The following is a 26,558-nucleotide window of genomic DNA, read 5'->3' as shown; positions in this document are numbered from 1 at the left end:
GCTGCCGCCGCCGTACGTGGCGGCCGTCAGTCCACGGTGACCACCACCGAGTGCCAGCCGCTGGACCCGTCCGGCACCGTCCCGGCCCGCTTCGCCGTCTGGCGGTGGCCCTCGCCGTCCGTCGCGCGGACGGTCAGGGTGTGCGTGCCGGGGGTCGCCCGCCAGGGGATGGACCACTGCCGCCACGTGTCACGGGTGTCCTGCGCCGCGAGGTCCGCGGGGCGCCAGCGCCCGTCGTCGACCCGGACCTCGACCTTCTCGACGCCACGGTGCTGCGCCCACGCGACGCCGGCGATCGTCACCGTGCCCGAGTCCGGGCGCGCGAGCGGCTTCGGGGTGTCGATGCGCGCGGACGTCTTGATCGGTGCCTGGCGGGCCCAGTCCCGCTTCACCCAGTACGGGTCGTACGCGTCGAAGGTCGTCAGCTCGATGCTCTCGATCCACTTGCACGCCGACACGTACCCGTACAGCCCCGGCACGACCATCCGCACCGGGAAACCGTGCGTGAACGGGAGCGGTTCGCCGTTCATGCCGAAGGCGAGGAGCGCGTCGCGCCCGTCCATGACGTCCTCGACGGGCGTCCCGAGCGTCATGCCGTCGACCGAGCGGGCCACGAGCTGATCGGCCTTCCCGCCGCGCGAGGGGGGCCGTACGCCCGCCTCCCGGAGCAGTGGCGCGAGCGGGACGCCGAGCCAGCGCGCGTTGCCCACGTACGGGCCGCCGACCTCGTTCGACACGCACGTCAGGGTGATGTCGCGCTCGACCGCCTCGCGCCGCAGGAGAGCGGCGAAGCTCAGCTCGACGTCCTCGCGCACGCCCTCGCCGTGGATGCGGAGCCGCCACGAGCCCGCGTCGACGTGCGGCACCACGAGGGCGGTGTCGACGCGGTAGAAGTCCTTGTTCGGGGTCGTGAAGGGCGAGAGGCCGGGGACGTGGAGCCGCGCTCCGGCCGGTACGGCGCGGGCCGGCGAGGCCGGGCGCGGGAGCGTGATCGCGTCCCGCGAGGCCACCGCGTTCGCGATGTCCCCGCCCGCGAGCGCCCGTCCGGCCGCCCCTGCCCCGGTCGCCCCGACGGCGGTCGCGGCGGCGGCCAGGACGAAACGGCGGCGGTCCCACGGCACGGAGGGGGTGGCCGATGCCGTTGCCCCGGCTTCGCCGCCGGGCCCCGTACCGCCCTCGCCCACGAACTCCGCGGGCTCGGTGGCACCGTCCCCCGCGGGGCGCGCACCGCGCTCACCCACGAGCCGGGCGGACCCCGCACCGCCTTCACCCGCGAACCGCGCGGGCTCCCCGGCCTGTCCACGCCTCTCGGCGCGTCCCGCACGTCCCGCGGGCTCCCGGAGCCTCGCGGGCTCCTCCGCCTCCTCCGGCTCCTCGTTCAAACGGCCCCCAGGGTTCCCCTCGGTCCCCCGGGGGCCGTCGGGCGCGGTGGCGCCCCGAATGCGCCACCGCCCGAGCGATCCGGGCCACACCCACGGCGGCAGGTACGCACCGGCGTACACCGGTCCCACCAGCAGGTACAGCAGGACCGCACCCGCTGCCGCTCCCACCAGAGAGGGCAGCGTGTCCGTGATGCCCGCGCTGTCGGGGCGGCTCAGGGCCGCGACGGCGCCGACGACGCCGATCGCGAGGACCCCGGTCGCACCGCTCAGCCGCCACCGGGTGGCGAGCGCGCCGAGCGCGAGGGCGAGAAGGGCGAGGACGGCGAGGATGCCGAGTTCGAGCACGCGCTTGTCGTTGCTGCCGAACTCGCGGATCGCCCACGTCTTGAGCGGGGTCGGCACGAGGTCGACGGCCGCGCCCCCGACGACGGCGATCGGGCCCGCCTCGGCCCGTCCGAGACCGGCCACGAGCTGTCCGGCCGCGAGGGCCGCGTAGCCCGCGAGCAGGCCGGCGAACCCGCCGGCCGCCCAGCGGGCGAGGGGGCGGGGCGCTCGGCGCCGTGCGGTTTCTCGGGTCACATGAGGCATCCGGAGCCACCCGCCCCTCCGGATGGGTGCCGAGTTGCCGGTTCACCCGTTCGTGGGAATTCTGGGGGGAGAGAGGAAGAAGTGGGCATCTGGGACCCATCCCCGACCCGCGCGGCTCCGTATCCCCCACGACAGTTGCCATGACAGGCACGGCGGGAGGAACCAGAGATGCGCACGCACGACCACGGCGACCCGGCCCAGCCGGGCGCGGCCCCGCACACGGCCGTCATCGGCGCGGGTGTCGCGGGGCTCACCGCCGCGCACGTCCTCACCGGCTCGCGGCCGGTCGATCTCTACGAGGCGGACGAACGGCTCGGCGGGCACGCGCACACGCACGAAGTGCTCGACAGCCGCGGCTTGCCCGTGCACGTCGACTCGGGTTTCATCGTCCACAACCGGCGCACGTACCCGACGCTCCTGCGCCTCTTCGAGGAACTCGGCGTCGAGACACGCGAGTCGGAGATGAGCATGTCGGTGCGCTGCGAGGGCTGCGGCCTCGAATACGCGGGCGCGCGCGGCCCCGGCGGGCTGCTCGCCTCCCCGCGCAACGTGCTCAGCGCCCCGTACCGGCGGCTGCTGCGCGAGGTCCCCCGCTTCCACCGCGCCGCGCGCGCGACGCTCGCCACGCCCGAGCCCGACGAGGCGGCGCCCGAGACGCTCTCCCGCTTCCTCACCGCGCACCGCTTCTCGCGCTACTTCGTCACGCACTTCATGACCCCGCTCGTCGCCGCCGTCTGGTCCTGCGACGCGCACACGGCGCTGCGCTACCCGGCGCGCTACCTCTTCCGCTTCCTCGACCACCACGGCCTGCTCTCGGTGACGGGCTCGCCCGCCTGGCGCACGGTGTCCGGCGGTTCGCGCACGTACGTGGAACTCCTCGCCAAGCGCCTGCACCGCGTCCGTACCGGCACGCCCGTGCGCGCGGTGCGGCGGCACGCGGACGGCGTGGACGTCACGGACGGCGGGGGCACGACCCGGACGTACGAGTCCGTCGTCATCGCGACCCACCCCGACCAGGCGCTCGCCCTCCTCGCCGACCCGAGCGAGGCCGAGAGCGCCGCGCTCGGCGCCTTCCGCTACTCGCGCAACCCGACGCTCCTGCACACCGACACCTCCGTCCTCCCCCGCGCCCCACGCGCCCGCGCCTCCTGGAACTACCTCCTGCCCGACTGCGCGGCGCCCGCCGACCACGTGCGGATCTCGTACGACATGAACCGGCTGCAAGGGCTCAGGACGCCGGACCGCTACGTCGTGACGCTGAACGGCGAGGACCGCGTCGACCCCGGCTCGGTGCTCGCCCGCATGGTGTACGAACACCCCGTCTACACCCCGGAGTCGGTGACCGCGCAGCGGCTCCTGCCCGCGCTCAACCAGGGCCGCACCGCCTTCGCGGGCGCCTACTTCGGCTGGGGCTTCCACGAGGACGGCGCGCTCGCGGGCGCCCGCGCCGCCGCGTCGCTGGGAGGCCGCTGGTGACGGCACGGACCAGGAACACCCGCGCACGGACCGGGGCATCGTCGTCCCGGTCCGCGAACTCCCCTGCCCAGGCGGCTCTTTACCCCTGCGAGGTCTTCCACCTCCGCAACCGCCCGGTCCGGCAGCGCGTCCGCCACCGCACCTACCTGTGGTACGTGGACGCCGACCGCCCGCCCCGGCTCCCGCGCCCGCTGGGCCCCTTGGCCCGCTTCGACCCGCGCGACCACTTCGGCGGCACCGCGCCCACGCTCCGCGCCGGGCTCGACCGCTTCCTCGCCGCGCACGGCATCGACCTGCGCGGCGGCCCGGTGCGGCTCCTCGCGAACGCCCGCGTCCTCGGGTACGTGTTCAATCCGCTCAGCCTGTGGTGGTGCCACGACCCGGAGGGCGCGCTCGTGTGCGTCGTCGCGGAGGTGCACAACACGTACGGGGAACGGCACGCCTACCTGCTCGGCCCCGAGCAGATGAGCGGCGGCGAGGACGAGTTCAGCGTCCCGAAGGAGTTCTACGTCTCGCCGTTCTTCCCCGTCGACGGCTCCTACCGCATGCGGCTCCCCGAGCCCGGCGCGCGGCTCTCGCTCGCCGTGCACCTGGAGCGCGAGGGCGCCCGCCCCTTCACCGCGACCGTGCGCGGGCACCGCGTCCCCGCCCGTCCCGCGACCGTGCTGCGCGCCTCGCTGCGGCACCCGCTCTCGACCCTCGTCGTGTCGGCCGCGATCCGCGCCCACGGCATCCGTCTCTACCTGCGCGGTCTGCCCGTCGTACGGCGACCGCGCCACCCGCTCCAGGAGGGAATGCGGTGACCGCCCCGACCACCAGGACCCCGGCCACGACCCCCGCGCGCGCGAACGCCGTCGCGCCGCTCACGATCGACCCCGGGCGCTGGCCCGACATCGCCTCGGTGCCCGCGAGTTCGGCGGCGCGCACCGCGATCACGCGCCGCATCGTGCGCCACGCGCTGCGTCGGCTCCCGCTGCTCGTCCGTTTCCCGGACGGCAGCAGGCTCGGCCTCGGCGGCCCGCTCCTCGACATCCGCGACGCCGACGCCTTCCACGCGCGCATCGGACGCTTCGGCCTCATGGGCTTCGGCGAGTCGTACATGGCGGGCGAGTGGGACGCCCCCGACCCGGTCGCCGCGCTGACCGTACTCGCCGGGAACGCGGCCGAGCTGATCCCCCGGCCGCTCCAGCGCCTGCGCGGCCTGTGGGCCCCGCGCCGCCCCGAGGCCCACCGGGGCACGCCGAAGAACGCGCGCGACAACATCGGCGCGCACTACGACCTCTCCAACGACCTCTTCGGCATCTTCCTCGACGACACCCTCACCTACTCCTCCGCCGTCTTCCGCGCCCTCCCGGCCCGCTGGGAGAACCTCGCGGGAGCCCAGCGCCACAAGATCGACCGGCTCCTCGACCTCGCCGAAGTCCGCTCCGGCACACGACTGCTGGAGATCGGCACCGGGTGGGGCGAGCTGGCGCTGCGGGCCGCCGCGCGCGGCGCTCACGTCACCTCGCTCACCCTCTCCGCCGAGCAGCGCGCCCTCGCCCTGGAGCGCGTCGCCGCGGCCGGGCTCGCCGACCGCGTGCGCGTCGAGCTGTGCGACTACCGCGAGGCGGAGGGGAGTTACGACGCCGTCGTCAGCGTCGAGATGATCGAGGCGGTGGGGCACGAGTTCCTGCCCGTCTACTTCGAGACGATCGACGCGCGCCTGCGCCCCGGCGGGCGGGCCGCGCTCCAGGCGATCACGATGCCCGACGACCGGATGCGCGCGAGCCGCGACACCCACACCTGGATAGGCAAGTACGTCTTCCCCGGCGGCCTCATCCCCTCCGCCGAGTCGATCGAGGCCGTCACCGCGGGCCGCACCGCGCTGCGCACGACCCGCGCCGACTCCTTCGGCGCGCACTACGCGGAAACGTTGCGGCTGTGGCGCGAGCGCTTCACCGCGCGCGCGGACGAGGTCGACGCGCTCGGCTTCGACGCGGTCTTCCGCCGGCTGTGGACCTTCTACCTCGCCTACTCCGAGGCGGGGTTCAGGTCCGGCTACCTGGACGTGCGGCAGTACCAGTTCACGAAGGACGCACGGGCCCGGGGCACGGCGTGAACTTCCCCTGGGGCGCCTTCGCGCTCGGTCTCGCGCCCGCCGCCGGAGCCTCCGCGCTCGTCCTCGGGGCCACGTGGCTGCTCTCGCGGCGGCGCGGGATCTACCGGTACGTGGACAGCGCCTGGGGCTTCGCCTTCGCCTTCCTCGCCGTGGTCTCGTGGCTCTTCGCGTACGGCTCGCAGGGCACGGACGGCTCGCGGGGGCTCGGCGACCCCGTACGGGCGGGCCTCGCCGCCGCCCTCACCGTGGTGTGGGGGCTGCGCCTGGGCGTCCACATCGCCCGCCGGGGCCGGGGCAAGGGCGAGGACCCGCGCTACGACCGGATGCTCTCCAAGGCCCCGGAGGGCACCCCGCGCCCGCGCTACGCGCTCCGCGTCGTCACGCTCCCGCAGGCCGCTCTCGTGTGGCTCGTCTCCGTCCCGGTGCAGGCCGCGGTGCTCCTGCCGTACGGGACGTGGTGGGTCACGTGGGCCGGCGTGGCCCTGTGGGCGCTCGGCCTGTTCTTCGAGGCGGTCGGCGACGCGCAGATGGCCCGCTTCAAGTCCGACCCGGCCCACAAGGGCAAGCTCATCGACGTCGGCCTGTGGCGCTGGACCCGGCACCCCAACTACTTCGGCGACTTCGCGGTGTGGTGGGGCCTGTGGCTGCTCACCCTCCCGGCCGCCGGAGCCCCGGCCGCCGCCTGGGGACCCGCCGCGGCGACCCTCGTCTCACCCCTGCTCATGACGTACCTGCTCGTCTTCGGCAGCGGCAAGCGGCTCACGGAGCGGGGCATGGCGGAGCGCGAGGGCTGGGAGCGGTACGCGGCGCGGACGAGTGGCTTCCTGCCGTGGCCGCCGGGGGTGTGGCCGAAGGGGCGGGGGGACTGACCTGGGGGCTGAGGGGGCTCACGGGCCGGGCGAGGGCCGGGTGGGGGCCGGGTGGGGCGGGCCGGACGGGGGTTGCGGAAGCCCGCTCAGCCCTCCGTACGCGGCCCCGTCCCCGTCCCCGGCAGCAGGCCGCCCAGTACCGCGAGGTCCGTCCGCTCCGGGGGGCCCGCCACCAGGGCCAGGACCTCGGACGGCGCCGGGGAGCCCGTCGCCTCGGCGGACGAGGCGAGCGCGGCGTCCGCGTCGGCCGCCGCGCGCCACAGCTCCGTCACGTGCACGACGTCCGGGCTCCGCTCGTCCCGGCCGATCGCGTAGAGCAGGCAGCCCGGGAAGCCGTCGAGCGCGTCCGCGACGCGGAGCAGCAGCCCCGCGAGGTCCGCGCCCCGCCCCGGTCGCGCGGTGAACTTCATGAGCCGGCCGACAGGTCCCGTGTGCGTCGTCATGACGGCGACCGTACCGGGGCCCACCGACAGGAGGCGGGCGGACGGCCGGGCGGGGCGGTGCCCCACGGCGGTACGGGGCTCCCCTCAGCGAACGCCCGCCCCGCCCGTACCGCCGTGCCCGTCCCGCGCCGCCGCACCCGACGTGCCCGGGTCGTGCCCGCCCCCCCGTCTCAGCGCCGCCTCAGCCCCCCGCCTCAGCGCCGCGTCAGGATGTCGCTCAGCACCGTGTGCACGTACGTGTTCGCGTGCTTGCCGTTGAAGCGGTCGGCGGTGGGGCCTTCGGCCGTGACCGGGACGGCGACGGAGGTGTGCTGGCCCGTCGTCCAGTCGATCGTGAAGGACTTGTCCGAGTCGCGGATCGGGAAGGGGCCGTCCTCGGTGGACTGGCCCGAGCCCGTCTCGTCCGCCGGGTCGTTCTCCTCGACCGCGAGGCCGCCCGTCTCGTGGTCGGCGGTCACGACGAGGAGGGTGTCGGGGTGCGTGGCCACGTACTGCCGCGCGACCGCCACCGTGCGCTCCAGCTGCCGCATCGACTCCAGGGTCTTCTCGGCGTTGTTGGCGTGCGCGAACTCGTCGACGCCCTCCTCCTCGACCATGAGGAAGAAGCCGTTCCTGTTCTTGTTCTTCCCCTTGCCGTCGAGTGTGCCGAGCGCCTTCGTCGTCATCGTCGCGAGGTCGACGACCGGCTTGTAGACGTCGCCCTGGCCCTCGGGCTTCTGCTGGAACATCTCCTCGTTGGCGAAGAGGCCGAGCAGCTTGCCGTCCTTCGCCTTCGCCTTGCCGAGCTGCTTGGCGGAGGAGACGTACTCGTACCCCTTCTTCCTCGCCTTCGCGACGAGGTTGCCCTTCGTGCCCTTGCTCGCCTCGCTCGGGTCCTCGGCGGGCTTGTCGGGGAAGGCTCCGGCGGTGCCCTTCGGCAGCCACCAGTCCTCGCCGCCGCCGAGGATCACGTCGGGCTCGGAGACGTCGAGGTACTGGCGGGCGATCTCGTCCTGCTGGCCCCGGTCGGCGGTGTTGGAGAAGAACGCGGCCGGGGAGGCGTCGGTGACCTGCGCGGTCGTGACGAGGCCGGTCCGCTTCCCGGCGGCCTTCGCCTGCTGGCCGAGTGTGGCGAGCTTGTTGCCGTCGACGTCGACGCTGATCGCGCCGTTGTAGGTCTTCTCGCCGGTCGCCCACGCGGAGGCTGCGGCGGCCGAGTCGGTGACGACGGCCTTCGGGTCGTGCGGGCTCGTGGTGAGCTGCCCGGCGACGGGGAGCTTGTCCATGGTCAGCTCGCCGTCGAGACCGGCGAGGTAGAGCCGGGCGGCCTCGCGGGCGGCCGGGCCCATGCCGTCGCCGTTGATGAAGATGACGTTCTTGGCCTCGGGCGCCTTCTTCGCGGTGGCCTGCGGGGACTTCGCGCCCTGCGGTGCCTGCGCCGAGGCGCCGAGGGTGGGGCTGACCACCATCGTGACGACCGCCGTGGCCGCGACGGCCGCGAGGGTGGTGCCGAGGCGGCGGGGCTTGCGGGTGTTGCTGTCCACGGGTCTGCTCCCCGGTGCTCGTGGTGGACCGCGCGGGCCGAGGGGGCCGCGCGCGGACGGTGCGGGCTCCGGCCGGTGAGGACCGTCGCGCCGAGGACGCTAAGGACGGCAGCGGGCGCCCGGGTGAACGGCGGGTGAGCGGCGGAGGCGGATAGGGTGTCAGGACAATTCGGTTGTGGGGGACAGGAGTTCGCGACGGTGGTGGAAGAGCCGGTCAGCGCGGGGGACGGGGCGGCGCCGGAGCGGGGCGTCACGGCGGTACGGGCCCCGGCGCGCCCGGGAGAACGGGACTCGGCGGCGGTACGGGACGCGGCGGGCCCGACGGCGCGCGGCACGGCGGCCGTTCCGCTACGGGGCGGGGCCCGCACGCGACTCCTCGCGGCCCCGGCCGCGCTCGCCACCATCGCCCTCGCCCTCTCCGTACGGGCGCTGTGGCCCGCCACGGACTTCGCGAAGTACGCGGGGGACGCTCTCTACACCGTCCTCCTCGCCTGCCTGTGCCTCCTGCTCGTCCCCGCCCTCGCGGCCCGCCGCGCCGCCGTCGTCGCCCTGGCGCTGAGCTGGGCGGTCGAGCTGGTGCAGCTGTGGCCGTACGTGGCCGGGCTGTCCGCCCGCCACACCCTCGCCCGCTACGCGATCGGCAGCACCTTCAACGCCCCCGACCTCCTCTGGTACGCGGTCGGCGCGGCCCTCTCGGCGGCCGTCCTCGCGCCCCTGACCGGCCGGGCCCCGGCCCGGGAGCCCCGGTGAACCGCGCCTCCCCGCCCCCCGCGGCCGCGCCGCTCGCCGCCCACGCCCGTACCGCGCTCGCCCACGTCGCCACCCTCGCCACGGGCCCCGCGCTCCCCGCGCACGTACGCGTCACGCTCCAGTTCCACCCCGACCGCCTCACCCGCGACGGCACCCCCGTCCTGGAGCGCCTGGCCGCCGACGGCTCGTACTACTCGCAGTACGTGACGGGCACGAGCAACGGCGGTCTCACCGCGTACCCGGGCGGCGACCGCCACCGCTGGGAGAGCCGCATCTTCGGCGGCGCCTACGACTCCGCGCCCCCCTCCGCGCGCCCCGTGTACGGCGCGCTCGACGACGGCACGCGCGGCCCGGTCGGCGCCGCGCCGCGCTTCGGGTCCTCGTACTTCCGGCTGCGTCCCGAGGCCCTGCGCCGGGCCACCCTCTGCTACCCGGACAGCGCGGCCGAGCCCGAGGACTTCGGGGTGCGGGAGCGCTGCGCACTGCTCGGCCTGTGCCGCGCCGGGGGCCGGGACCCGCTGGACGCGTACGTCGAGACCCACGTCCACGGCGGCGTCCGCCTCGCGGACGACGTCGAGGCCGTCGTCCTGGACGCCGCCTACCGGGGCACGCCCGTGGAGGCGGCGGCGCGGCGGCTGCCGTGCGCGGTGGAGTGGCACCCCGGCTTCACGATCGAGGCGGAACTCCTGCGCGTGTACCCGGAGTTCAGGGGCCCTGAGATCGTGGCGCTGGCCCTGGAGGTGGCCGAGGACGGTCGGCTCGATCCGAGGGTGATCGGCGACGCGGTACGGGCCGGACGGGCCCACCCCCAGGACCTCAAGAAGATCTGGCACTGCCTCGCGCGGTACGGGTCCCCCTGAGCGCCCCGCTCACTCCCCCGTTCACTCCCCCGCGACGAGCAGCCGGTACCCGTAGTCCACGGCATCGCGCGTCAGCAGCTCGGCATGGCGGCGGTGCCACTCCCCCGACTCCAGGTCGGCGCGCAGCCGCGCGACGGCGGGCCCGACGACGGAGCCGGGAAGCTGCGCGAACGTCGAACTCGCCGCCCTCACCACGGGATCGAGGAACATCTCGGGCCGCCGCCAGTACGCCGTCTGAAAGCCGTCCGTGAAGTCGTGCGGGATGGGGAACGGCACGACGGTGTGCGCCCCCATGGACTCGGCCACCTCGGACACGGGCGTGAACCGCGCCCGCTCCATCGCGCGGATCTCCGGGAAGTACTCGCCGACGACCCACAGTTCGGGCCGGTGGACCGGGTCCCACGTGAAGACGAGCTGCCTGCGCGCCACGCGCCGCAACTCGGCGAGCCCCTGCCGCAGGCCGGGCCAGTGGTGCACGGTCATCACCGCCATGGCCGCGTCGAACGCGCCGTCCCCGAAGGGCAGCGCCTCCGCACCGGCCAGCACCTTCCGCGCCCCCGGGTGCTGGTCGAGCATGACCTGCGAGGGGTCGACGGCGACGACCTCGGCATCGGCCGGCTCGTAGGAGCCGGTGCCCGCGCCGACGTTGACGACCGTACGGGCCCCGCCGAGGCCCTCGCCGATCAGCGCGGCGAGCCGGGGATCGGGGCGGCGCACCCGCCGGTAGCCGACACCGATGCGGTCGTAGACGGCGGACGGGGCGGGGCTCGCCGAGGCAGACGTGTTCATGTGGTCGATCCCACCACCCCGCGCCCGGCTCCGGAAGGGCGCCGCCGGACGGCGCCTAGAAGCGCCGTCCCGCCTCCTCCGTCCGCGCGGTCCCCGGCCGGGGCTCCGTGTTGTCGAGGAGGAGCAGCGCGTCGTGGTCGGGGCTCCCGGGCTCGGCCGTGTAGACGCCGATGCGCTGGCCGGGGGTGCCCTCGATCTGGAGCGACTGCGAGGTGAGCGTGACGGTGCCGACCCGGGGGTGCTGGAAGGTCTTGTGGGCCGGTTTGCGCCCCGCCACCTCGTAGCGCTCCCACAGCCGTGCGAAGTCGGGGCTCTTCATGAGGAGTTCGCCCACGAGCTGGGTGAGGTCGGGGGCGTCGGGCGCGGTCCCGGCGACGGCCCGCAGCCGCGCGGCGCAGCCCGTGACCTGCCGCTCCCAGTCGGTGAACAGTTCGCGGGCCGCCGGGTGCAGGAAGAGGTAGCGGGCGAGGTTGCGGTGCTTGGCGGGCCAGTCGTCCAGCCCCGCGTACAGGGCGAGCCCTCCGGGGTTCCAGGCGAGCAGGTCCATGCTGCGGCTGATGACGTACGCCGGGTGCGGGCGCAGCGAGGCGAGCAGCAGCTTCAGGTGCGGGTGCACGGTGCGGCTCGGCGCGGGCGGCGGCTCGGGGGCGTAGCGCGCGGCGCGGGCGGCGAGTTCGCGCAGGTGCTGGTGCTCGCGCTCGTCCATGCGCAGGGCGCGCGCGAGGGAGTCGAGCACGGCGGGGCTCGGGCGGGTCTCCTTGCCGCGTTCCAGCCGTACGTAGTAGTCGATGCTGATGCCCGCGAGGGTCGCCAGCTCCTCCCGGCGCAGCCCCGGGGTACGGCGCAGTCCCGCGCCGACCGTGAGGCCGACGTGGGCGGGGCTGGTCTGGGTGCGGCGGGCGCGCAGGTAGCGGCCCAGCTCCGCGCCCTCGCTGTGCGCGCTCTCGGTTGCCATACCCCCAGTCTCGCGCGGCGCGGGGCCGGTCCGCACGGAAGTGGGGGGCCCTGTCGTTACCCCCGAAGAGCCCGCCCTGCCACCCCCGCGACATGCGGGCGAGGCTGGGGGACAGCACCATGAACGGACGGTGCGCGGCGGTATCACCCACCGGAGAGGCGAGAACGCGATGCGGTACATCAAGCTGCGTGACCTGAAGGTTTCCCGGATCGGCCTGGGCGCGATGGGCATGTCCCACGGGTACACGGGCTCCGGCACCGACGACGCCGGGTCGATCAGGGCCGTGCACCGGGCCCTCGACCTGGGCGTCACGCTCATCGACACGGCCGAGATCTACGGCCCGTACACCAACGAGGAACTGCTCGGGCGGGCCCTGAAGGGGCACCGCGAGAAGGTGGTCCTGGCCACGAAGTTCGGGCTCGTCTCCCACGCGGGGGGCGGCCCGTGGCACCAGGACTCCACCGCGGCCAACATCCGTACCGCCGTCGAGGGCTCCCTGAGGCGGCTCGGGACCGACCACATCGACCTGTACTACCAGCACCGGGTGGACCCCGCCGTGCCCGTCGAGGAGACGGCGGGGGCGGTCGGGGAGCTGATCGCCGAGGGCAAGGTGCGGGCCTTCGGGCTCTCGGAGGCGGGCCCCGACACGATCCGCCGCGCGCACGCCGTGCAACCGGTCAGCGCGGTGCAGTCCGAGTACTCCCTGTGGACGCGCGGCATCGAGGAGCGCGTACTGCCGGTCCTGCGCGAGCTGCGCATCGGGCTCGTCCCCTTCTCGCCGCTCGGCCGCGGTTTCCTCACCGGCGCCGTGCGCTCCACGGAGCAGTTCGACGAGAACGACTTCCGGCGCGACAACCCCCGTTTCTCCGAGGAGAACTTCGCGCACAACCTGGCGCTCGCCGACGAGGTCGCGGCCGTCGCCGCCGAGGCCGGGGCGACGCCCTCGCAGGTCGCGCTCGCCTGGCTCCTCGCCCAGGGCGACGACATCGCCCCCATCCCCGGCACCAAGCGCGTGCGCCGCGTCGAGGAGAACACGGCGGCGGACGCGCTCACCCTGAGCGCCGCGCAGCTCGACCGGCTCGGCAGCCTGCCGCCCGCCGCCGGGGACACCCACACCGAGGCGCAGGCCCGGATGCTCGAACGCTGACCACCACCATCCCTGGGAGACCCCTCATGCGCGCCACTGTCATGTACGGAGCCGGAGACGTCCGCGTCGAGGACCGGCCCGACCCCAAGCCCGTCCACCCCACCGACGCCGTCGTGCGCACGCTCGCCGCGTGCGTGTGCGGCAGCGACCTGTGGCCGTACGCGTCGATGCCCGCCACCGACACGGGGCGCCCCATGGGCCACGAGTTCCTCGGCGTCGTCGAGGAGACCGGCGCCGACGTGCGCGGGCTCGGCCCGGGGGACCTGGTCGTCGCCCCGTTCACGTACAGCGACAACACGTGCGACTACTGCGCGAAGGGCCTGCACATCTCGTGCCGCCACGGCGGCAGGTACGGGCTCGACGGCGTGGACGGCGGCCAGGGCGAGGCCGTGCGCGTCCCGTACGCGGACGGCACACTGGTGAAGCTGCCCGTGGCCGCCGACTCCGCGCTCCTCCCCTCGCTCCTCGCCCTCTCGGACGTCATGACCACCGGCCACCACGGGGCCGTCACCGCGCGGGTGGGGCGCGGGGACACGGTGCTCGTCGTCGGCGACGGGGCGGTGGGGCTGTGCGCGGTGCTCGCCGCCGCGCGGCTCGGCGCGGAGCGGATCGTGCTCGCGGGCCGCCACGAGGCGCGCACGGCGCTCGGCCGCGACTTCGGCGCCACCGACGTCGTCGCCGAGCGCGGCGAGGAGGGGATCGCCCGTGTCCGGGAGCTGACCGGGGGCGCGGACAAGGTGATCGAGGCGGTCGGCACCCGGGCGGCGCTCGACACCGCGCTCGGCGCGGTCCTGGACGGCGGGACCGTCAGCCGCCTCGGCGTCCCGCAGTACGAGCAGGGCCCGATCGGCCCGGCCGTCTTCATGCGGAACCTCACCCTGACCGGCGGGGCGAGCCCCGCCCGTGCCTACATCGAGGAACTGCTCCCCGACGTCCTGGACGGCACGATCGCCCCCGGCCGCGTCTTCGACCGGACCTTCCCCCTGGACGAGACCCCCGGCGCCTACCGCGCGATGGCCGACCGCCGCGTCCTCAAGGCCCTCATCCGCCCCTGACGGCCCGGGACGGCGGGGGCGGCCCGGGACGACGCGGACGGCACGGACGGCACGGACGGCCCCGGACGACCTGACGGCCTCGGCGGACCCCTCTGGCGCTCCCCCGCCGCTTACCGCTCCCTGCCGCCTACCGCTCCCCCACCGTCTCCCCCTCCGCCCCGAACCACCGCTCCAGAGCCTCCCGCAGGCCCTCGTCCTCCCCCGTCGTCACCCACACGACATGCCCGTCCGGCCGCGCGAGCACCGCCCCGCCACCCCGGAGCACCTCGCCGGCCGGACCCTCGTCCTCGCCGCCCGCCGCCCCCACGACGTGCGCGACCCGGTCCTCCCACCCGGCCGCGGAGAACCGCGCGGGCCCGCCCTCCACGAGGACCCCGCGCCCCCCGTGCATGGCCGCGTACACGCGCCCGTCGGCGAGATCCCGCAACCTCCGCCCCAGCAGGGGGTGTTCACCACCGCCCACGTCGTACCGCACGCCGATCGCCGTCAGCTTCTCGATCAGGTGCTGGTTGACGGCGTCGTACGAGACGACCAGCTCGCCGAGCAGCCGCCGCACCGCCCGCGCCCCCGGCGTCGTCGACAGCAGCTCCATCTGCGCGCGCGTGTTGTCGAGCACCTCGGCCGCGACGGGCCGCCGCTCGCTCTCGTACGTGTCGAGCAGCCCTTCCGGCGCCCGGCCGGTGATCTCCGCCGCGAGCTTCCAGCCGAGGTTGAAGGCGTCCTGGACACCGAGGTTGAGGCCCTGGCCGCCGGTCGGCGGGTGGATGTGCGCGGCGTCGCCCGCGAGGAGGACGCGGCCCACGCGGTACCGCTCGGCGAGCCGGGTCGCGTCGCCGAAGCGGGTCAGGCGGCGCGGCGCGCGTACCCCGAAATCCGTCCCGGCGACGGCCCGCAGGGACTCCCGCAGCTCGTCGAGCGAGGGCGCGGGCGCCTCGGGCCCGGCGACCCCCCGCGCGGGCGTGACGATCCGCCAGTACCCTTCGCCCATCGGCCCGAGCCCGAACCGCTTCTGCGTCTCGCGCACCCGCGCGACCACCGCCGTGACCTCGTCGGCGGGCGCGGTCACCTCCGCCTCCGCGAGCAGCGTCTCGTTGCGCGTGGGCTCGCCGGGGAAGCCGACGCCGAGCAGCGAGCGGACCGTGCTGCGCCCCCCGTCGCACCCCACGAGCCACGAGGCGCGGTGCGCGCTGCCGTCCGCGAGCCGCACGTCGACGCCCTCCGCGTCCTGCGTGAAGCCGGTCACCTCGGCGCCGCGCACGATCCGCGCGCCGAGTCCCGTGGCGTGCGCGGTGAGCAGTTCCTCGGTCACGGTCTGCGGGATGCCCAGCACGTACGCGTGCGCCGAGTCGAGCCCCTCCGGCCAGTGGTCCCCGAGCGCGGCGAAGAACCCGCCCACGCGGAAGGTCCTGCCGCGCGCGAGGAACTTCTCCAGGAGCCCCCGCTGCGCCATGATCTCGATGCTGCGCACGTGCAGCCCGAGCGCCCGCGACCAGGCGTACGGCACGGGGTCCTTGTCGAGCACCAGCACCTCGACACCGTGCAGCCGCAACTCCGCCGCGAGCATCAGTCCGGTCGGCCCGGCACCCGCGATGACGACATGGCTCATCTACCTGATCTCCCTCGGTTCGCACATCCGGGGACCGCGACCGGCCCCGAGCGGGAGATTCTGCGCGAAAAGGGGGGCCTTGCGGCAAGACCCCCCTTGCGCTATAGCTTGTGAGTGGCAGGGAGCGGCGACGCTCCCTCTTCTGCCGCACGGGGGTCTTTTCGGGCCGTTTCGGTCCCTTCCCGACGCCCCCGCAGTCCTCCTCCGCCGCCTCCCACACCTCCGGACGCGTGGCCCGCCGAGGTCAGGTGGACGAGGAGCGCCACGTCACGCCTCCCGCGCGCGCCATCCGGTAGGCCACGCCCTCACGCCCCCACGTACGCCACCGCCGTCGCCGCGCCCAGCGCCGCGCCCGCGCAGACCTGGGCCACCGTGTGGTAGCCGAGCGCCACGCGCGACCAGCACACGGCCGCCGTCAGGGCGTACGCGCACAGCCACCACGGGGAGTGGACGCAGGCGAGGAGGGCGACGACCGCCGAGGCCACGGAGGCGTCGACGCTGATCTTCCAGGCGGTGTTGACCGTGAGCAGGATGATCGTCATGAGCCACAGCGCGAGCATCGCGCGCAGGATGCCGTTCGGGGCGTGCCCCAGGAGCATGATCACGGCACCGGTGCCGATCGAGGCGAGGATGACGAAGAAGATCGGCGCGCGCTGCCGGCGGTCGACGACGTGCCGGTCGCCCCACGTGCCGCGCCCGCGTTCCCACTCGATGTACGCGGCCGGGATGATGCCCGCGCACAGCGCGCCGAGCAGCCCCCACAGCAGGCCCGTCCAGTCGCCGGCCGCCGCGAGCCCGACCGCCGCCATGCCGCCGAGGAGGAGGTTGCGCGGCTGGAAGACGTCGGTGACGGTACGGGCCAGGCGGTGGTCCTGAGCGGTCGTGGTGCTCACGAAGGGGTGCCTTTCGGGGTCGGTACGGGGGCGGGGCGCGGCGTCGCGGGCTTCCGCACGGCGTCGCGGTACGCGGCCGAGACGCGCAGCAGCCACGCGATCTCGCCGTCTTGGTCGGCCGCCTGCGGGGGGACGAGAGCGGGGCCCGCCGGGCCCGCGGGGGCGCCCGTCGCGTGTGCGGCGAGGGCCGCCCTGATCCAGCGCGCGGACTCCTCGGGCCCGCGTCCCGCCGCAGGGCCCTCGGGCGCCCAGTGCCTCAACTGCTCGACGGCGTCCGCGATGTCGGCCGCCCACCGGTCGATCCGCACGTCCGCCGGGGTGCCGAGGCGCAGGAGTTCGCGGGCGAGGGGCGCGGGGGGCGCGAAGGGCTGCTCGGGGAAGGCGGTCATGAGGTCGCGCCACAGCGGGTGGAGCGCGGCCTGCGCGCGCCACAGGCGCAGCCGCCGGGCCCCGGTGGCGAAGGCGGGGATCGAGGCGCCGACGGCGAAGAGCGTGAAGAGCACGACCTGCCCGGCCTCGGTCCACTTGTCGAAGGAGAGCGCGAAGCTCTCGCTCGGGCGGTCGGCGACGCTGATCCACAGGAAGAGGCCGCGGCTCACCGTGTACGCGACGCCGATGACCATCGCGACGGCCATCATCCCGAGCCCGATCCGCAGGTGGCGGCGCGGGGCGGAGCGCACGGCGAGCCACCACTGCACCGCGCACACGGCGGAGGCGGCGCCCAAGTACACGTAGAACACGGTGTAGTAGAGCGTCGCGCCCCACTCGCCCGCGTGGTCGGCGACGAAGCGGTCCGAGGGGTGCGAGCGGTCGACGACGGTGAAGAAGAGGACGGTCAGGAGGACGAGGGTGGCCAACGCGGCGCGGGCGGCGACGCGTTGGACGGTGCGGGCGAAGCGGACGTGGCGCGGGACGTCGACGTCGCTCTCGTAGCGCCCGTAGATCGCCACGATGTAGCTGAGGATGGCGAGGATCGCGATGGTCGCCGTGTAGTGCTTCACGAGCACGGCGAGATCGATCACGGGACTGTCGTTGAGCCGCACGCGCACGTACTGCGTCTTCGTCCACAGAGCGGCGGCGAACCCCGCGTAACACCCCCACAGGGCCCGCCGTCTTCGGTCCTCCTCGTCCCCCCACAGAGCGGCGGGCATGCGCCACAGGGCGACGGCGGTCATGAGGCACGCGACGGCGTACCCGGCGAGATCGAGCGGGGTGGGGGACACGGACCGAAATCCTAGGCGGAAACCACGAACAGGTGTACGGGGGTTCCGGGGTGCGAACGCGGCCGGACCGGGGCGACGGCCCGACTGACTTGCGTCATACAATCCGCGGTATATATCGTCAATTGCATGACGGCGCGGTGGGAGATCGAGCCCGAGGTCCGGGGCTGGCTGGAGCTGCTCCCGTTCCGCCTCTACCGTCGGGTCGAGGACAAGACGGACCGCCTGCTGGACGCGCCGACGACCCTCGGCGAGCCCTACTCCCGGCACCTGGGGGGCAAGCTGCGGGAACTCCGCTTCGTGCTCGACGGCGACGCCGTGCGCATGCCGTACTGGCTGGCGCCGCAGCAGCGCATCGTGCTGCTGACGGTCTTCCGCAAGACCAGGATGCGCGAAGCGGCGGAGATCGAGCGCGCGTTTCAGGCGCAGAAGATCTGCGAGGCCGAGCACGGTCATGCCCGGCACCGGTACGAGCGGCACAGGGAGAGCTGATGCAGCACAACACGTGGAGAACGCGGCGGACGCGGGAACTCGCGGGCGAGGCGGTGGAGCACGACCAGGAGTACATCGACGCGCGGCTGGCCGGAGACCTCGGGCAGGCGGTCCACGATCGCCGGGTCGAGCTCGGACTGTCCCAGAGCGAGCTGGCGGAGCGCGCCGGGATGACGCAGCCCCAGGTCTCCCGCATGGAGGGCGGAGACACCGTACCGACGCTGCCACTGCTCCGACGCCTGGCCAGGGCGTTGGACGGGGCCCTGAACCTCGCCATCGACGAGAACGACTCCCACGTCACCTTCACCCCGCACGCGGCCTGAGCCGCCGCGTCCGCGCGTCCGCCGCGGGCTCCTCAGCGGTCCTCCTGGTCCCGTCTTCCGAAGAGTCCCCGTCTGCGGTGGGCGACCGGGCGGGAGAGGGAGCTGGTGAGGCGGCCCACCATGTCGTCGCTCACCGCGTCGCGGGCCATGCGGGGGATGAGCGAGGCGCCCAGCTCCGCCATGCGCTCGTCGTGGGTCCCGTAGCCGGCCCGCGCCTGCACCGAGCCGCCCTCGCCGAGCACCCTGCGGACCAGGTCGGAGTCGAAGACCGGGAGCAGGCGGGCGAGTTGGTCCGCGTCCGGCGAGGCGCCGTGGTCGAACCACTCGTGACACAGCTCGTGGAGCACGACGTGCTGGGTCTGGTACGGGGTCGGGCGGCGCCGGTACAGGACGAGGCTCACGCGGGGCGTGGCGAGCCGGAGGCCGCAGGCACCTCCGGGGCGGGCCAGGTGCTCGGGGAGTTCGCGCAGCACGATGCGGCGCCCGCGCGCGGCCTCCATCGCGGCGACGAGCCCCTCGATCGTGAACGGGCTCGGCACCGGCAGCCCCGCGAGGCGCTCCTCGCACTCCTTGCGCAGCGCGCGCAGGGACACGGCTCAGCCCTCCGGCTCGGCGGACGTCCCGGCGGCGGTCCCGCTGCCCAGCGCCGCCCCGTCCTCCTCGGCGAGCAGGCTCAGCGCGAAGTCCAGCAGCTCCGGCGGCAGCCCGTCCCGTACGGGCCCGCGCGCGGCGACCCCGCTCACCTCGCCCGTGCGGTGCCGGGCGAGGAAGCGCAGCCCCGAGAGCACGTCCTCGACGACCTCGGACTCGTCCTTGAAGAACCGCCAGTCGACCCCGAAGCCGAGCCCGAGCGCCTTGAGGATGTCCTCGGAGGGGTGCGTGACCTTCCCCGCGAGGATGTTGGAGAAGTAGCTGTGGGACAGCGCGCCGCCCTTGCGGCGGACGTGCTCGGCGAAGAAACGGCCCGAGACCCGCTGGCCCGGAAACGTCTTTTCGATCATGTATTCGACCTTGGCGCGCAAGCCGCTGAGCTGCGGCGCGGACTCCTCCACGGCCACCCCCGTTCCCCCCTCCGCTCGCCCGGAACGCGAGATTCCGTGGCCCCGAACGCGAAATCAGACTTGCGTAAACACTCTACGTCACTGTTAACTCGAAAAAACATACGCCAGGGGGCCGCGAGGGGAGTCCCCTGACGATGTGACTACGCGCGTCCGCCAGCCGCTTGTGTCCGTTTCGTGGGGTTTCCCACAGTGGAAGGGGCACTTCCGGCGGTGGATCGCGCCGTGGCGTACGGGGCGCGCGCCCGGACCGCAGGCGGACCACCTGCGGAAAGGGCGACGCGCACCGGGCGCCCTTTTTCGTATGCGCGCACTCCGGAGGAGGCGAGACCGACCCGGGACGATCGGGGCGAAGCCCGTCCCGTACGAGGCCGCCCCCGCCCCCTTCCCCCGCCCCGCGGAATCCCGCACCCATCCACCCCGCCCCCCGCTCCGAATCACCCCCGTAACGCCGACGCCTCGCCCCTCGTTCGGGGCATACGGGGCAAGGGCCGCCGGGGCGACATCGCGCCGGCACCGGGGCCGAGGCAGTGGGAGCGAGCGAGGTACGCGTGAAAGAGCCCGTCTACATCGTGGGGAACCCGGCCGCCGCGCCCCCGCTGGAAGAGCTGGTGGCCAGGGTCGCGCGCGGCGACCGCGACGCCTTCTCGGCGGTGCACGACGCCGTCGCGGGGCCGCTGCTCGGCGTCGTACGCCGCGTGCTGCGCGATCGCGCGCAGTCCGAGGAGGTCGCGCAGGAGGTCCTCGTCGAGGTGTGGCGCACGGCGGGCCGCTACCGCCCGGACCTCGGCTCGGTCACGAACTGGGTGCTCACGCTCGCGCACCGCCGCGCCGTCGACCGCGTGCGGTCCGTCGAGGCGTCCGCCGCGCGCGAGCGCCGCGCGGGCCTGCTCGAACAGAACACGCCCGCGTACGACGAGGTCTCCGAGCAGGTCGAGACCCGGCTCGAACAGGAGCAGGTGCGGCGCTGTCTGGGCAGCCTCACCGAGCGCCAGCGCGAATCGGTGACCCTCGCCTACTACCGCGGCCTCACCTACCGCGAGGTCGCGGAACTCCTCGCGCTGCCCCTCGGCACCGTCAAGACCCGTCTGCGTGACGGACTCATCCGGCTTCGCGACTGCCTGGGAGTGGGCACATGAGCACGACGGCCGACAGCCACCTCCTCACCGGGGCGTACGCGCTCCACGCCCTCGAACCGGCCGAGGAGGCCGCCTTCGAGCGGCACATGGCCCACTGCGCCGCGTGCGCCGAGGAGGTGCGCGAGTTCACCGAGACCGCCTCGAAGCTGGGCCTGGCCGCCTCCGTGAGCCCGCCGCCCGGCTTCAAGGACGCGGTCATGGCCCGTATCGCTGACGTACGGCAGGAGCCGCCGCGGGCAGTACGTGCCACGCCGCCCCGCCGCCGCCCGCGCGCCGTGCACTGGACGCTCGCGGCCTGCGTCGCGCTCGCCGCGGCGCTCGGCGGCACGGCGGTGTGGCAGGGCCAGCGCGCGGACGAGGCCCGCACGGAGGCCCGCGCGGCCCAGGACCGCGCCGCGCGCCTGGACGCCGTCCTCTCGGCCCCGGACGTCAAGGTCCTGAGCGCGCCGGTCGACGCGGGAGGGCGTGCCACGGTCGTCGTCTCGCGCGCCCGCGACGGCGCGGTCTTCGCGGCGGCCGGCCTGCCCACGCCCCCCGCGGGCAAGGTCTACCAGCTCTGGTTCGACGTGGACGGCACGATGCGCCCCGCCGGGCTCCTGCCCGACTCCTCGGGCACGGTCCTCATGAAGGGCTCCCCGCGCACGGCCACGGCGATGGGCGTGACGGTCGAGCCGGAGGGCGGTTCGCGGGCGCCGACATCGAAGCCGGTGGCGCTCATGGCCCTCCCGGGGTGAGGAGCGACACGCTGTCGCGGAACGCCCCCGCCCGTCCGCACCGACCCACGGCATGACCCGCTGGGCGACGAGCCGCACAACAGCCGGACCGGACAGACCGAGCCGGCGGTACGGGCACGGGACATCGGTTTCCTGGACGAGTACGACGCGAGCACACACCAAGCCCCCGAGGGCCCCACCAGTTCGCCGCCGCCGCCGGATACGGAGAGGACAGCCGCGAGGGGCCGACCCGCCTCGTCACGGCGGCGGAGACCGGCGGAGGCTGGCGTGGATGGTGGCGCGGGCCCGCCCGTGCTCGTCCTGACCTGCCGAAGCGGCCCGACCGGCATGGACGGCATGGACGGCATCGGCAAAACGCCCCTCGCACAGCACGCGGCGCACGCACTCGCCGCGCGCGCATCCCCGAAGGCCCCCTGCCCCTCTCCATGGACCTTGACGACGGCCGCAGGAACGCGACCGCGAACACGAGCGGCACCGTCGACCAGCTCCTCGTGGGGCTCCGGGTCGACCCGAAGTGCTGGGTTGCGCGGCTTCGCGCGACGCATCCAGCAGTACTGGGACCGCCGCAACCCGCGCGAACTCCGACCCGGTAACGGCCGAGGGAGGACTCGGGCGACGGCCCGGCTCCGGCAGGTGGCGGTACAGCCCGCTGCCGAAACCGATGAAGAACCTGCGCCGTTCGTTCTTCAGCGCCCCGTCGTCGCCCTCGCGCACCACTCGCCACCCCGTCACGAGCCCCGCCCCATCGGTCCCGGCACAGCGGACCGCACCGCACAACTCTAGCCAGGCGTCTGTGACTTCACAGGCTGTTGGGGCAGAGCATCCGGTGGGAAGTGCCGCGCCCCTTCCCGCCTCACGCGCCCGGACTGGCGGGCTGAGCAGCGGTGTTCGGCTGCGGCCAGGCGATGAGGTCCAGGGTGCCCGGTGGGGGGAGGGCTGTTCTTGAGGGGCGGGCGCGGAAGGACTCCAGGAGGTAGGCGACGAGGCGGCGCGAGGACGCGCGGTCGGCCGGGGCGGCGGCGACGAGGCCGCCGTGGGCGAGGAGCAGCATCGAGAAGTCGGCCGGGTGGAAGTCGGGGCGAAGGGCCCCAGCCGCCTGCGCGCGAGCGACGAGGCGCGCGAAGTCCTCAGCGGCCTGCGCGCGCGCCGCGTCGGTGTGCGCGCGGGCGGCGGCCGGGAACGCCCGTACGAACGCCTCCGGGAAGCCGCGCTCCTCGGCCTGGAGCGCGCACACCGTCTCGACGAGACGCTGGAAACCGCGCCAGGGGTCGGGATCGGCCACCGCCTCGTCGAGCACCCGCGCGCACGTGTCCATCTGCTCCGCGAAGGCGGCCCGTACGAGGTCGTCGCGCGTCGGGAACCGCCGGTAGAGCGTGGCCACGCCGACCCCGGCGCGCCGCGCGACGGTCGCCATCGGCGCGTCGAGCCCGCGCTCGGCGAAGACCTCGCGGGCGGCGGCGAGGAGGCGGGCGCGGTTGCGGAGGGCATCGGCGCGCAGAGGCGGGGCGGGAGGCGCGGCGAACGCCTCGCGCGCCGTCCCGGGACGCATCCGAGAGGAATCGGCCGGCACTGTCTCTCACCTCCGGTCCAAGTGGACGGTTCCGTCCGTTTGCCAGCCTACGCTCGGCCCGGCGGGGGCCCGACGAGGAAAGGTGTGCGTGACCATGAAGGCTGTGCTCTACGACCGGTACGGCGGCCCCGAGGTGCTGTACGTCGGCGACGTGCCCCGCCCCGAGCCCAAGGCCGGTGAAGTACTCGTGCGCGTACGGGCATTCAGCGTCAACGGCGGGGAGCTGGCGGGGCGCGCCGGACGGGTGCGGCTCGTCACGGGGCGGAAGTTCCCGCAGCGCGTCGGGCTCGATTTCGCCGGGGAGGTCGCCGCGCTCGGTCCCGGTGCGAGCGGCTTCGCGCCCGGCGACCGCGTGTGGGGCATCGTGGGGCGCGCCTCCGGTTTCGGCAGCGCGGCGGAGTACGTGAAGACGACGCCCGCCCGGCTCGGCAAGGTCCCCGACGGGCTCGACCTCGTCACCGCCGCCGCGCTCCCCGTCGGCACGACCGCCGTGACCGCGCTGCGCGACAAGGCCCGGCTGAAGCCCGGCGAACGTCTCCTCGTACGGGGCGCCGCGGGCGGCGTCGGCAACGTCGCCGTCCAGCTCGGAGCCGCCCTCGGCGCCGAGGTGACGGCCCTCGCCCGCGCCACGAACCTGGACTTCGTACGGAGCCTCGGCGCGAGCCACGCCTACGACCACCGCGCCGTCTCCCCCGGCGATCTCGGCCCGTACGACGTCATACTCGACACGGCCGGCACCGAACTCCTATCCTATCGGCGCCTGTTGGCTCCCGGGGGCCGCATGGTCACGATCGCCTTCGACCTCGCCCACCCCTTCGCCTCGCTCGGCGGCATCGCCGCGAGCGCCGTGCACGGGCGCAGCCGCGTCCGCTTCTTCAGCGGGAACCCGAAACGCGCCCTCTTCGACGAGGTCGCACGGCTCGTCTCCACCGGGGCCCTCCACCCCGAGGTGGACAAGGTCTTCCCGCTGGAGGAGACCGGGGAGGCCCACCGGGCACTGGAGGCGGGAGGCGTTCGGGGCAAGTACGTAGTGCGGGTGGACGCGGAGGGGTAGAGCTGTGCGAGGACGATCCCCAGCCCCGGGAGGTACTCGTGTCGGTTCCCGCCCTCACCCCGCCCTGCGCGCTCGTCGAACTGTGGGCCGTACGCCACGGGGAGAGCACCGCGAACGCCGTCTACGCCGACCCCGCGACGGCGGACCGCACCGAGCCGCTGCCGGGACTCGACCGGGACGTGCCCCTCTCGGAACGGGGGGTCGCCCAGGCCACCGCGCTCGGCGGCTGGCTCGCCGAGCGTGACCCCGGCCTCCTCGTCGTCTGCTCCCCGTACCTGCGCGCCCGCGAGACCTGGCGGCTCATGGCCGAGACGGCCGGTCTCTCCGCCGACGACGCCCTCGTCGACGACCGCCTGCGCGACCGCGAGCAGGGGATCTTCACCCTCCACCCGCCCGCCGCCTTCGTGGCCCGCGATCCGCGCGAGGCGGAGCGGCGCAAGCGGGTCGGCGCCTGGTACTACCGGCCACCGGGCGGCGAGGCGCTCACCGACGTGACGGTCCGGGTCGGCCAGTTCCTCACCGAACTGTCACGCGCCGCGACGGGCCGCCGCGTGCTCCTCGTCGCCCACGACGCGGTCGTGGTGGCGGCACGGCAGTACTTCGGCGGCATCGGCTACCCCACCCCGGACCGACTCCCACCCGTACCCAACGCCTCGGTGTCGCGCTGGGTGGCGGAGGCGGGACGGTTGGGGCTGACGGAGTGGGGCGGGGTGGGGCACTTGCCGGGGTGAGCTCCTGGGGGGGATGGGGAGGGGAGACGAGGTTGGTGGGGGGTGCGGGGGTTGGGGTGAGGGGGCTGGGGTGAAGGGGCAGGGGCTGGGCGCTAGGGGGCCCGAGGGTATGGGTGTACGGGACGGAAGCTGCGCGGGTCCCCCGTACGGGTGCTAAGCGGGGCCTTCGCGCACGGGTCGCGGGATCGGTGGGAAGAACCGCCCCATGCGGAGCTTGGACGTGTCGGGGCGGTGGCTGGTGGCGCTGGCCGCCGCGCTGCTCGGGCTCTGCTGCGTGCTCGTCGGCTCGGCGGGGGCAGTGGGGGCTGCCCCCGAGGGGGCGGTGTCTTTCACCGGTGCGGGACTTTCCGGCGGCACGGGCTTCCTCGGCAGTACGGGTCACCCCGGCAGTACGGATCACCCCGCCAGTACGGGCTACTCCGGTGGCGCGGCCAACCCCGGTGGTTCAGGCACCTTCAGTGGTACGGGTGCCCCCGGCGGCGTGGGCGCCCCCAGTGGCACGGGCATCCCCGGCGGTACGGGCACCCCCGGTGGCACAGGCACCTCTGTCGCCGAGGTGGAGGCGGGCGCGCCCGTCGAGGAGGCCGTTGCCGAGGCGACCTCCGCCGCTCCACCCCGCGCGCCCGCGCCCCGCGCCGGACGCCGGCTCGCCCTTGTACCGGGGGTGCCCGCACCCGCGCAGGCTCCTCCCGCCCCCAGCACTCACCCCGCTCCCCCGCACGTCGTCCTGCGCTGCTGAGAGTCCCGCTCCACCCGCTCAGCACGCCCCGTACGACCCACCAGCACCACCAGGGAGCACCCCCATGCCTTTCGACCGTGACGCAGCCCTGTACGCCCTGCTCCGCGCCGAGGCGCGCCGCCGTACCGAGCACCACGACGACGGCCCCGTTAAGGACCACCGGCCCGAGCGCGAGCCCGAGGCCGCGCCCTCACCCTCACCCGAGGCCGCAGCCTCACCCTCGCCCGAGGCCGCACCGGATACCCCGGCCGCCACCCCCTCCCCCCGTCCGGCCGCTCAGTCGGAGATCCGTTCCAGCCACTCCCCCATGAGCTGACGCTCCGCCGTCGACAGCCCAGTGACCCCGTCGAGCCCGGCACGGAGCGCGCGCGCCGCCCCGGCCGGGCCCGCTGGGCTCTCGAAGGCGGGGGCTCCGGTCGTGACCGCGGCGACGAGTGCCTCGCGCGAAGCGGTCAGCAGCTCGTCGTCGCGGCGCCCCTCCGCGAGCACCGTGAGGACCGTACCCCGTCCGGAGGCGTGGACGAGGTCGGTGGCGAGGCGCTCGCCGACGCGCAGCCGGCCCGCTGCCGCGAGCCTGCGTATGCGGCGCGTGAGGTGTTCCTCGGCGGCCGTGAGGGCGGGCGACGCGGGTGGAGCGGTGCCCGGGTCCGCGTACATGAGGGAGTAGAGCGCCGGGTGCGCGAGGCCGAAGTCGACGTGCAGGTCCCAGCCGGCCCGCAGGTCGTCGACCGGGTCCTCCACATGCTCTTGCGCCTCTTTCTCGCTCAAGTAGGCGCCGAGTCCTTCGTCCGCGACGGCGTGCAGCAGACCTTCCTTGTCGCCGAAGAGCCGGTAGATCGCCGGGGCCTGGACGCCCGCGCGTGCCGCGACGGCCCGCGTCGTCACCGCTTCCCTGCCGCTCTCCTCCAGGAGTTCCGTGGCAGCCGCCACGATCCGCTCCCGCAGTCCTTCCACAGCCGCCACCGGTCCCTCCTCCGTCCGCATGCACGCGGCGCGTGCTCGTGAGCACAGAGTATCACCGTTATCGCTGAATTGGTAACACGGGAATTATCGGTGTTACA

Annotated in this window: 27 protein-coding genes; 15 read left to right on the top strand and 12 right to left on the bottom strand. The window is 74.7% G+C overall.

Annotated features, from left to right (window positions below; genetic code table 11):
* Positions 1-26 precede the first annotated feature (26 nt).
* Positions 27-1,961, bottom strand: coding sequence for a molybdopterin-dependent oxidoreductase (locus STTU_RS16740; protein ID WP_007824934.1), 1,935 nt, complete (start codon positions 1,959-1,961; stop codon positions 27-29).
* A 177-nt stretch (positions 1,962-2,138) separates the two neighbouring features.
* Here STTU_RS16740 and STTU_RS16735 point away from each other — a divergent pair, with 177 nt between their 5' ends.
* The 4 genes from STTU_RS16735 to STTU_RS16720 are packed head-to-tail and all read left to right on the top strand — an operon-like array spanning position 2,139 to position 6,416.
* On the top strand, positions 2,139-3,446 hold the full coding sequence (locus tag STTU_RS16735; protein WP_007824930.1) for an NAD(P)/FAD-dependent oxidoreductase: 1,308 nt from the start codon (positions 2,139-2,141) through the stop codon (positions 3,444-3,446).
* Positions 3,443-4,249, top strand: coding sequence for a DUF1365 domain-containing protein (locus STTU_RS16730; protein ID WP_078518991.1), 807 nt, complete (start codon positions 3,443-3,445; stop codon positions 4,247-4,249). Before STTU_RS16735 ends, STTU_RS16730 begins: the two co-directional genes overlap by 4 nt.
* On the top strand, positions 4,246-5,547 hold the full coding sequence (locus STTU_RS16725) for an SAM-dependent methyltransferase (RefSeq protein ID WP_043255438.1): 1,302 nt from the start codon (positions 4,246-4,248) through the stop codon (positions 5,545-5,547). Before STTU_RS16730 ends, STTU_RS16725 begins: the two co-directional genes overlap by 4 nt.
* Entirely contained in the window at positions 5,544-6,416 is an 873-nt protein-coding gene (locus tag STTU_RS16720) for a DUF1295 domain-containing protein (protein ID WP_043255436.1), read from the top strand. Before STTU_RS16725 ends, STTU_RS16720 begins: the two co-directional genes overlap by 4 nt.
* A gap of 86 nt (positions 6,417-6,502) precedes the next feature.
* Here STTU_RS16720 and STTU_RS16715 read toward each other — a convergent pair whose 3' ends face one another.
* Positions 6,503-6,859, bottom strand: coding sequence for a putative quinol monooxygenase (locus STTU_RS16715; protein WP_043257478.1), 357 nt, complete (start codon positions 6,857-6,859; stop codon positions 6,503-6,505).
* 194 nt (positions 6,860-7,053) lie between these two features.
* Entirely contained in the window at positions 7,054-8,382 is a 1,329-nt protein-coding gene (locus tag STTU_RS16710) for an alkaline phosphatase (protein WP_007824923.1), read from the bottom strand.
* A gap of 198 nt (positions 8,383-8,580) precedes the next feature.
* On the opposite strand from STTU_RS16710, the gene STTU_RS33170 reads away from it, so the two are divergent.
* Entirely contained in the window at positions 8,581-9,132 is a 552-nt protein-coding gene (locus tag STTU_RS33170) for a DUF2809 domain-containing protein (RefSeq protein ID WP_234019248.1), read from the top strand.
* Positions 9,129-9,992: a DUF3626 domain-containing protein gene (locus tag STTU_RS16700; protein WP_043255434.1), complete on the top strand. Its 864-nt coding sequence runs from the start codon at positions 9,129-9,131 to the stop codon at positions 9,990-9,992. Before STTU_RS33170 ends, STTU_RS16700 begins: the two co-directional genes overlap by 4 nt.
* A 21-nt stretch (positions 9,993-10,013) precedes the next feature.
* On the opposite strand, the gene STTU_RS16695 is transcribed toward STTU_RS16700, so the two are convergent.
* Together STTU_RS16695 and STTU_RS16690 are read right to left on the bottom strand one after the other, a co-directional pair.
* Positions 10,014-10,781, bottom strand: coding sequence for a class I SAM-dependent methyltransferase (locus STTU_RS16695; RefSeq protein WP_007824921.1), 768 nt, complete (start codon positions 10,779-10,781; stop codon positions 10,014-10,016).
* Positions 10,782-10,836: 55 nt separating this feature from the next.
* Complete coding sequence (locus STTU_RS16690) at positions 10,837-11,736, bottom strand: helix-turn-helix transcriptional regulator (RefSeq protein WP_007824919.1); 900 nt, start codon at positions 11,734-11,736, stop codon at positions 10,837-10,839.
* Positions 11,737-11,905: 169 nt separating this feature from the next.
* Here STTU_RS16690 and STTU_RS16685 point away from each other — a divergent pair, with 169 nt between their 5' ends.
* Entirely contained in the window at positions 11,906-12,883 is a 978-nt protein-coding gene (locus STTU_RS16685; RefSeq protein ID WP_043257472.1) for an aldo/keto reductase, read from the top strand.
* Between the two features lie 26 nt (positions 12,884-12,909).
* Entirely contained in the window at positions 12,910-13,938 is a 1,029-nt protein-coding gene (locus STTU_RS16680) for a zinc-binding dehydrogenase (RefSeq protein WP_199785025.1), read from the top strand.
* Between the two features lie 127 nt (positions 13,939-14,065).
* On the opposite strand, the gene STTU_RS16675 is transcribed toward STTU_RS16680, so the two are convergent.
* From STTU_RS16675 to STTU_RS16665, 3 genes are all read right to left on the bottom strand, one after another.
* Entirely contained in the window at positions 14,066-15,544 is a 1,479-nt protein-coding gene (locus tag STTU_RS16675; protein ID WP_007824914.1) for an FAD-dependent monooxygenase, read from the bottom strand.
* 305 nt (positions 15,545-15,849) lie between these two features.
* The gene (locus tag STTU_RS16670; protein WP_043255432.1) at positions 15,850-16,437 is read right to left on the bottom strand and encodes a hypothetical protein; all 588 of its coding nucleotides are present in this window, start codon (positions 16,435-16,437) and stop codon (positions 15,850-15,852) included.
* Complete coding sequence (locus STTU_RS16665) at positions 16,434-17,612, bottom strand: MAB_1171c family putative transporter (RefSeq protein ID WP_050781458.1); 1,179 nt, start codon at positions 17,610-17,612, stop codon at positions 16,434-16,436. The genes STTU_RS16670 and STTU_RS16665 overlap by 4 nt, the downstream gene beginning before the upstream one ends.
* 174 nt (positions 17,613-17,786) lie before the next feature.
* Here STTU_RS16665 and STTU_RS16660 point away from each other — a divergent pair, with 174 nt between their 5' ends.
* Together STTU_RS16660 and STTU_RS16655 are read left to right on the top strand one after the other, a co-directional pair.
* Positions 17,787-18,149, top strand: a complete 363-nt coding sequence (locus STTU_RS16660) for a type II toxin-antitoxin system RelE/ParE family toxin (protein WP_007824906.1) — start codon at positions 17,787-17,789, stop codon at positions 18,147-18,149.
* On the top strand, positions 18,149-18,472 hold the full coding sequence (locus STTU_RS16655; RefSeq protein WP_007824903.1) for a helix-turn-helix domain-containing protein: 324 nt from the start codon (positions 18,149-18,151) through the stop codon (positions 18,470-18,472). The genes STTU_RS16660 and STTU_RS16655 overlap by 1 nt, the downstream gene beginning before the upstream one ends.
* 32 nt (positions 18,473-18,504) lie before the next feature.
* Here STTU_RS16655 and STTU_RS16650 read toward each other — a convergent pair whose 3' ends face one another.
* On the bottom strand, positions 18,505-19,065 hold the full coding sequence (locus STTU_RS16650; RefSeq protein WP_007824901.1) for a hypothetical protein: 561 nt from the start codon (positions 19,063-19,065) through the stop codon (positions 18,505-18,507).
* 3 nt (positions 19,066-19,068) lie between these two features.
* Positions 19,069-19,530: a hypothetical protein gene (locus STTU_RS16645; RefSeq protein ID WP_007824899.1), complete on the bottom strand. Its 462-nt coding sequence runs from the start codon at positions 19,528-19,530 to the stop codon at positions 19,069-19,071.
* A gap of 551 nt (positions 19,531-20,081) precedes the next feature.
* Here STTU_RS16645 and STTU_RS16640 point away from each other — a divergent pair.
* Together STTU_RS16640 and STTU_RS16635 are read left to right on the top strand one after the other, a co-directional pair.
* Positions 20,082-20,669 carry a sigma-70 family RNA polymerase sigma factor gene (locus STTU_RS16640; RefSeq protein ID WP_009067173.1) on the top strand — a complete coding sequence of 196 codons (588 nt, stop codon included), beginning with the start codon at positions 20,082-20,084 and terminating at the stop codon, positions 20,667-20,669.
* Positions 20,666-21,403, top strand: coding sequence for an anti-sigma factor (locus STTU_RS16635; protein WP_043255430.1), 738 nt, complete (start codon positions 20,666-20,668; stop codon positions 21,401-21,403). The genes STTU_RS16640 and STTU_RS16635 overlap by 4 nt, the downstream gene beginning before the upstream one ends.
* Before the next feature lie 853 nt (positions 21,404-22,256).
* On the opposite strand, the gene STTU_RS16630 is transcribed toward STTU_RS16635, so the two are convergent.
* Positions 22,257-22,952, bottom strand: a complete 696-nt coding sequence (locus STTU_RS16630; RefSeq protein WP_007824890.1) for a TetR/AcrR family transcriptional regulator — start codon at positions 22,950-22,952, stop codon at positions 22,257-22,259.
* Positions 22,953-23,067: 115 nt separating this feature from the next.
* Between STTU_RS16630 and STTU_RS16625 the strand changes: the two genes are divergently transcribed.
* From STTU_RS16625 to STTU_RS33165, 3 genes are all read left to right on the top strand, one after another.
* Positions 23,068-24,027 carry an NAD(P)-dependent alcohol dehydrogenase gene (locus tag STTU_RS16625; protein ID WP_199785078.1) on the top strand — a complete coding sequence of 320 codons (960 nt, stop codon included), beginning with the start codon at positions 23,068-23,070 and terminating at the stop codon, positions 24,025-24,027.
* A gap of 38 nt (positions 24,028-24,065) precedes the next feature.
* Positions 24,066-24,758: a histidine phosphatase family protein gene (locus STTU_RS16620; RefSeq protein ID WP_007824887.1), complete on the top strand. Its 693-nt coding sequence runs from the start codon at positions 24,066-24,068 to the stop codon at positions 24,756-24,758.
* A 205-nt stretch (positions 24,759-24,963) separates the two neighbouring features.
* Positions 24,964-25,497, top strand: a complete 534-nt coding sequence (locus STTU_RS33165) for a hypothetical protein (RefSeq protein ID WP_078518990.1) — start codon at positions 24,964-24,966, stop codon at positions 25,495-25,497.
* A 276-nt stretch (positions 25,498-25,773) separates the two neighbouring features.
* On the opposite strand, the gene STTU_RS16615 is transcribed toward STTU_RS33165, so the two are convergent.
* Positions 25,774-26,451, bottom strand: a complete 678-nt coding sequence (locus STTU_RS16615) for a TetR/AcrR family transcriptional regulator (protein WP_043255426.1) — start codon at positions 26,449-26,451, stop codon at positions 25,774-25,776.
* Positions 26,452-26,558 lie beyond the last annotated feature (107 nt).

The organism is Streptomyces sp. Tu6071, assembly GCF_000213055.1.
In the GTDB taxonomy this organism is placed as follows: Bacteria; Actinomycetota; Actinomycetes; order Streptomycetales; family Streptomycetaceae; genus Streptomyces; species Streptomyces evansiae.
The sequence above is the reverse complement of the archived record's forward strand: the minus strand, read 5'-3'. Positions and strand labels throughout refer to the sequence as shown.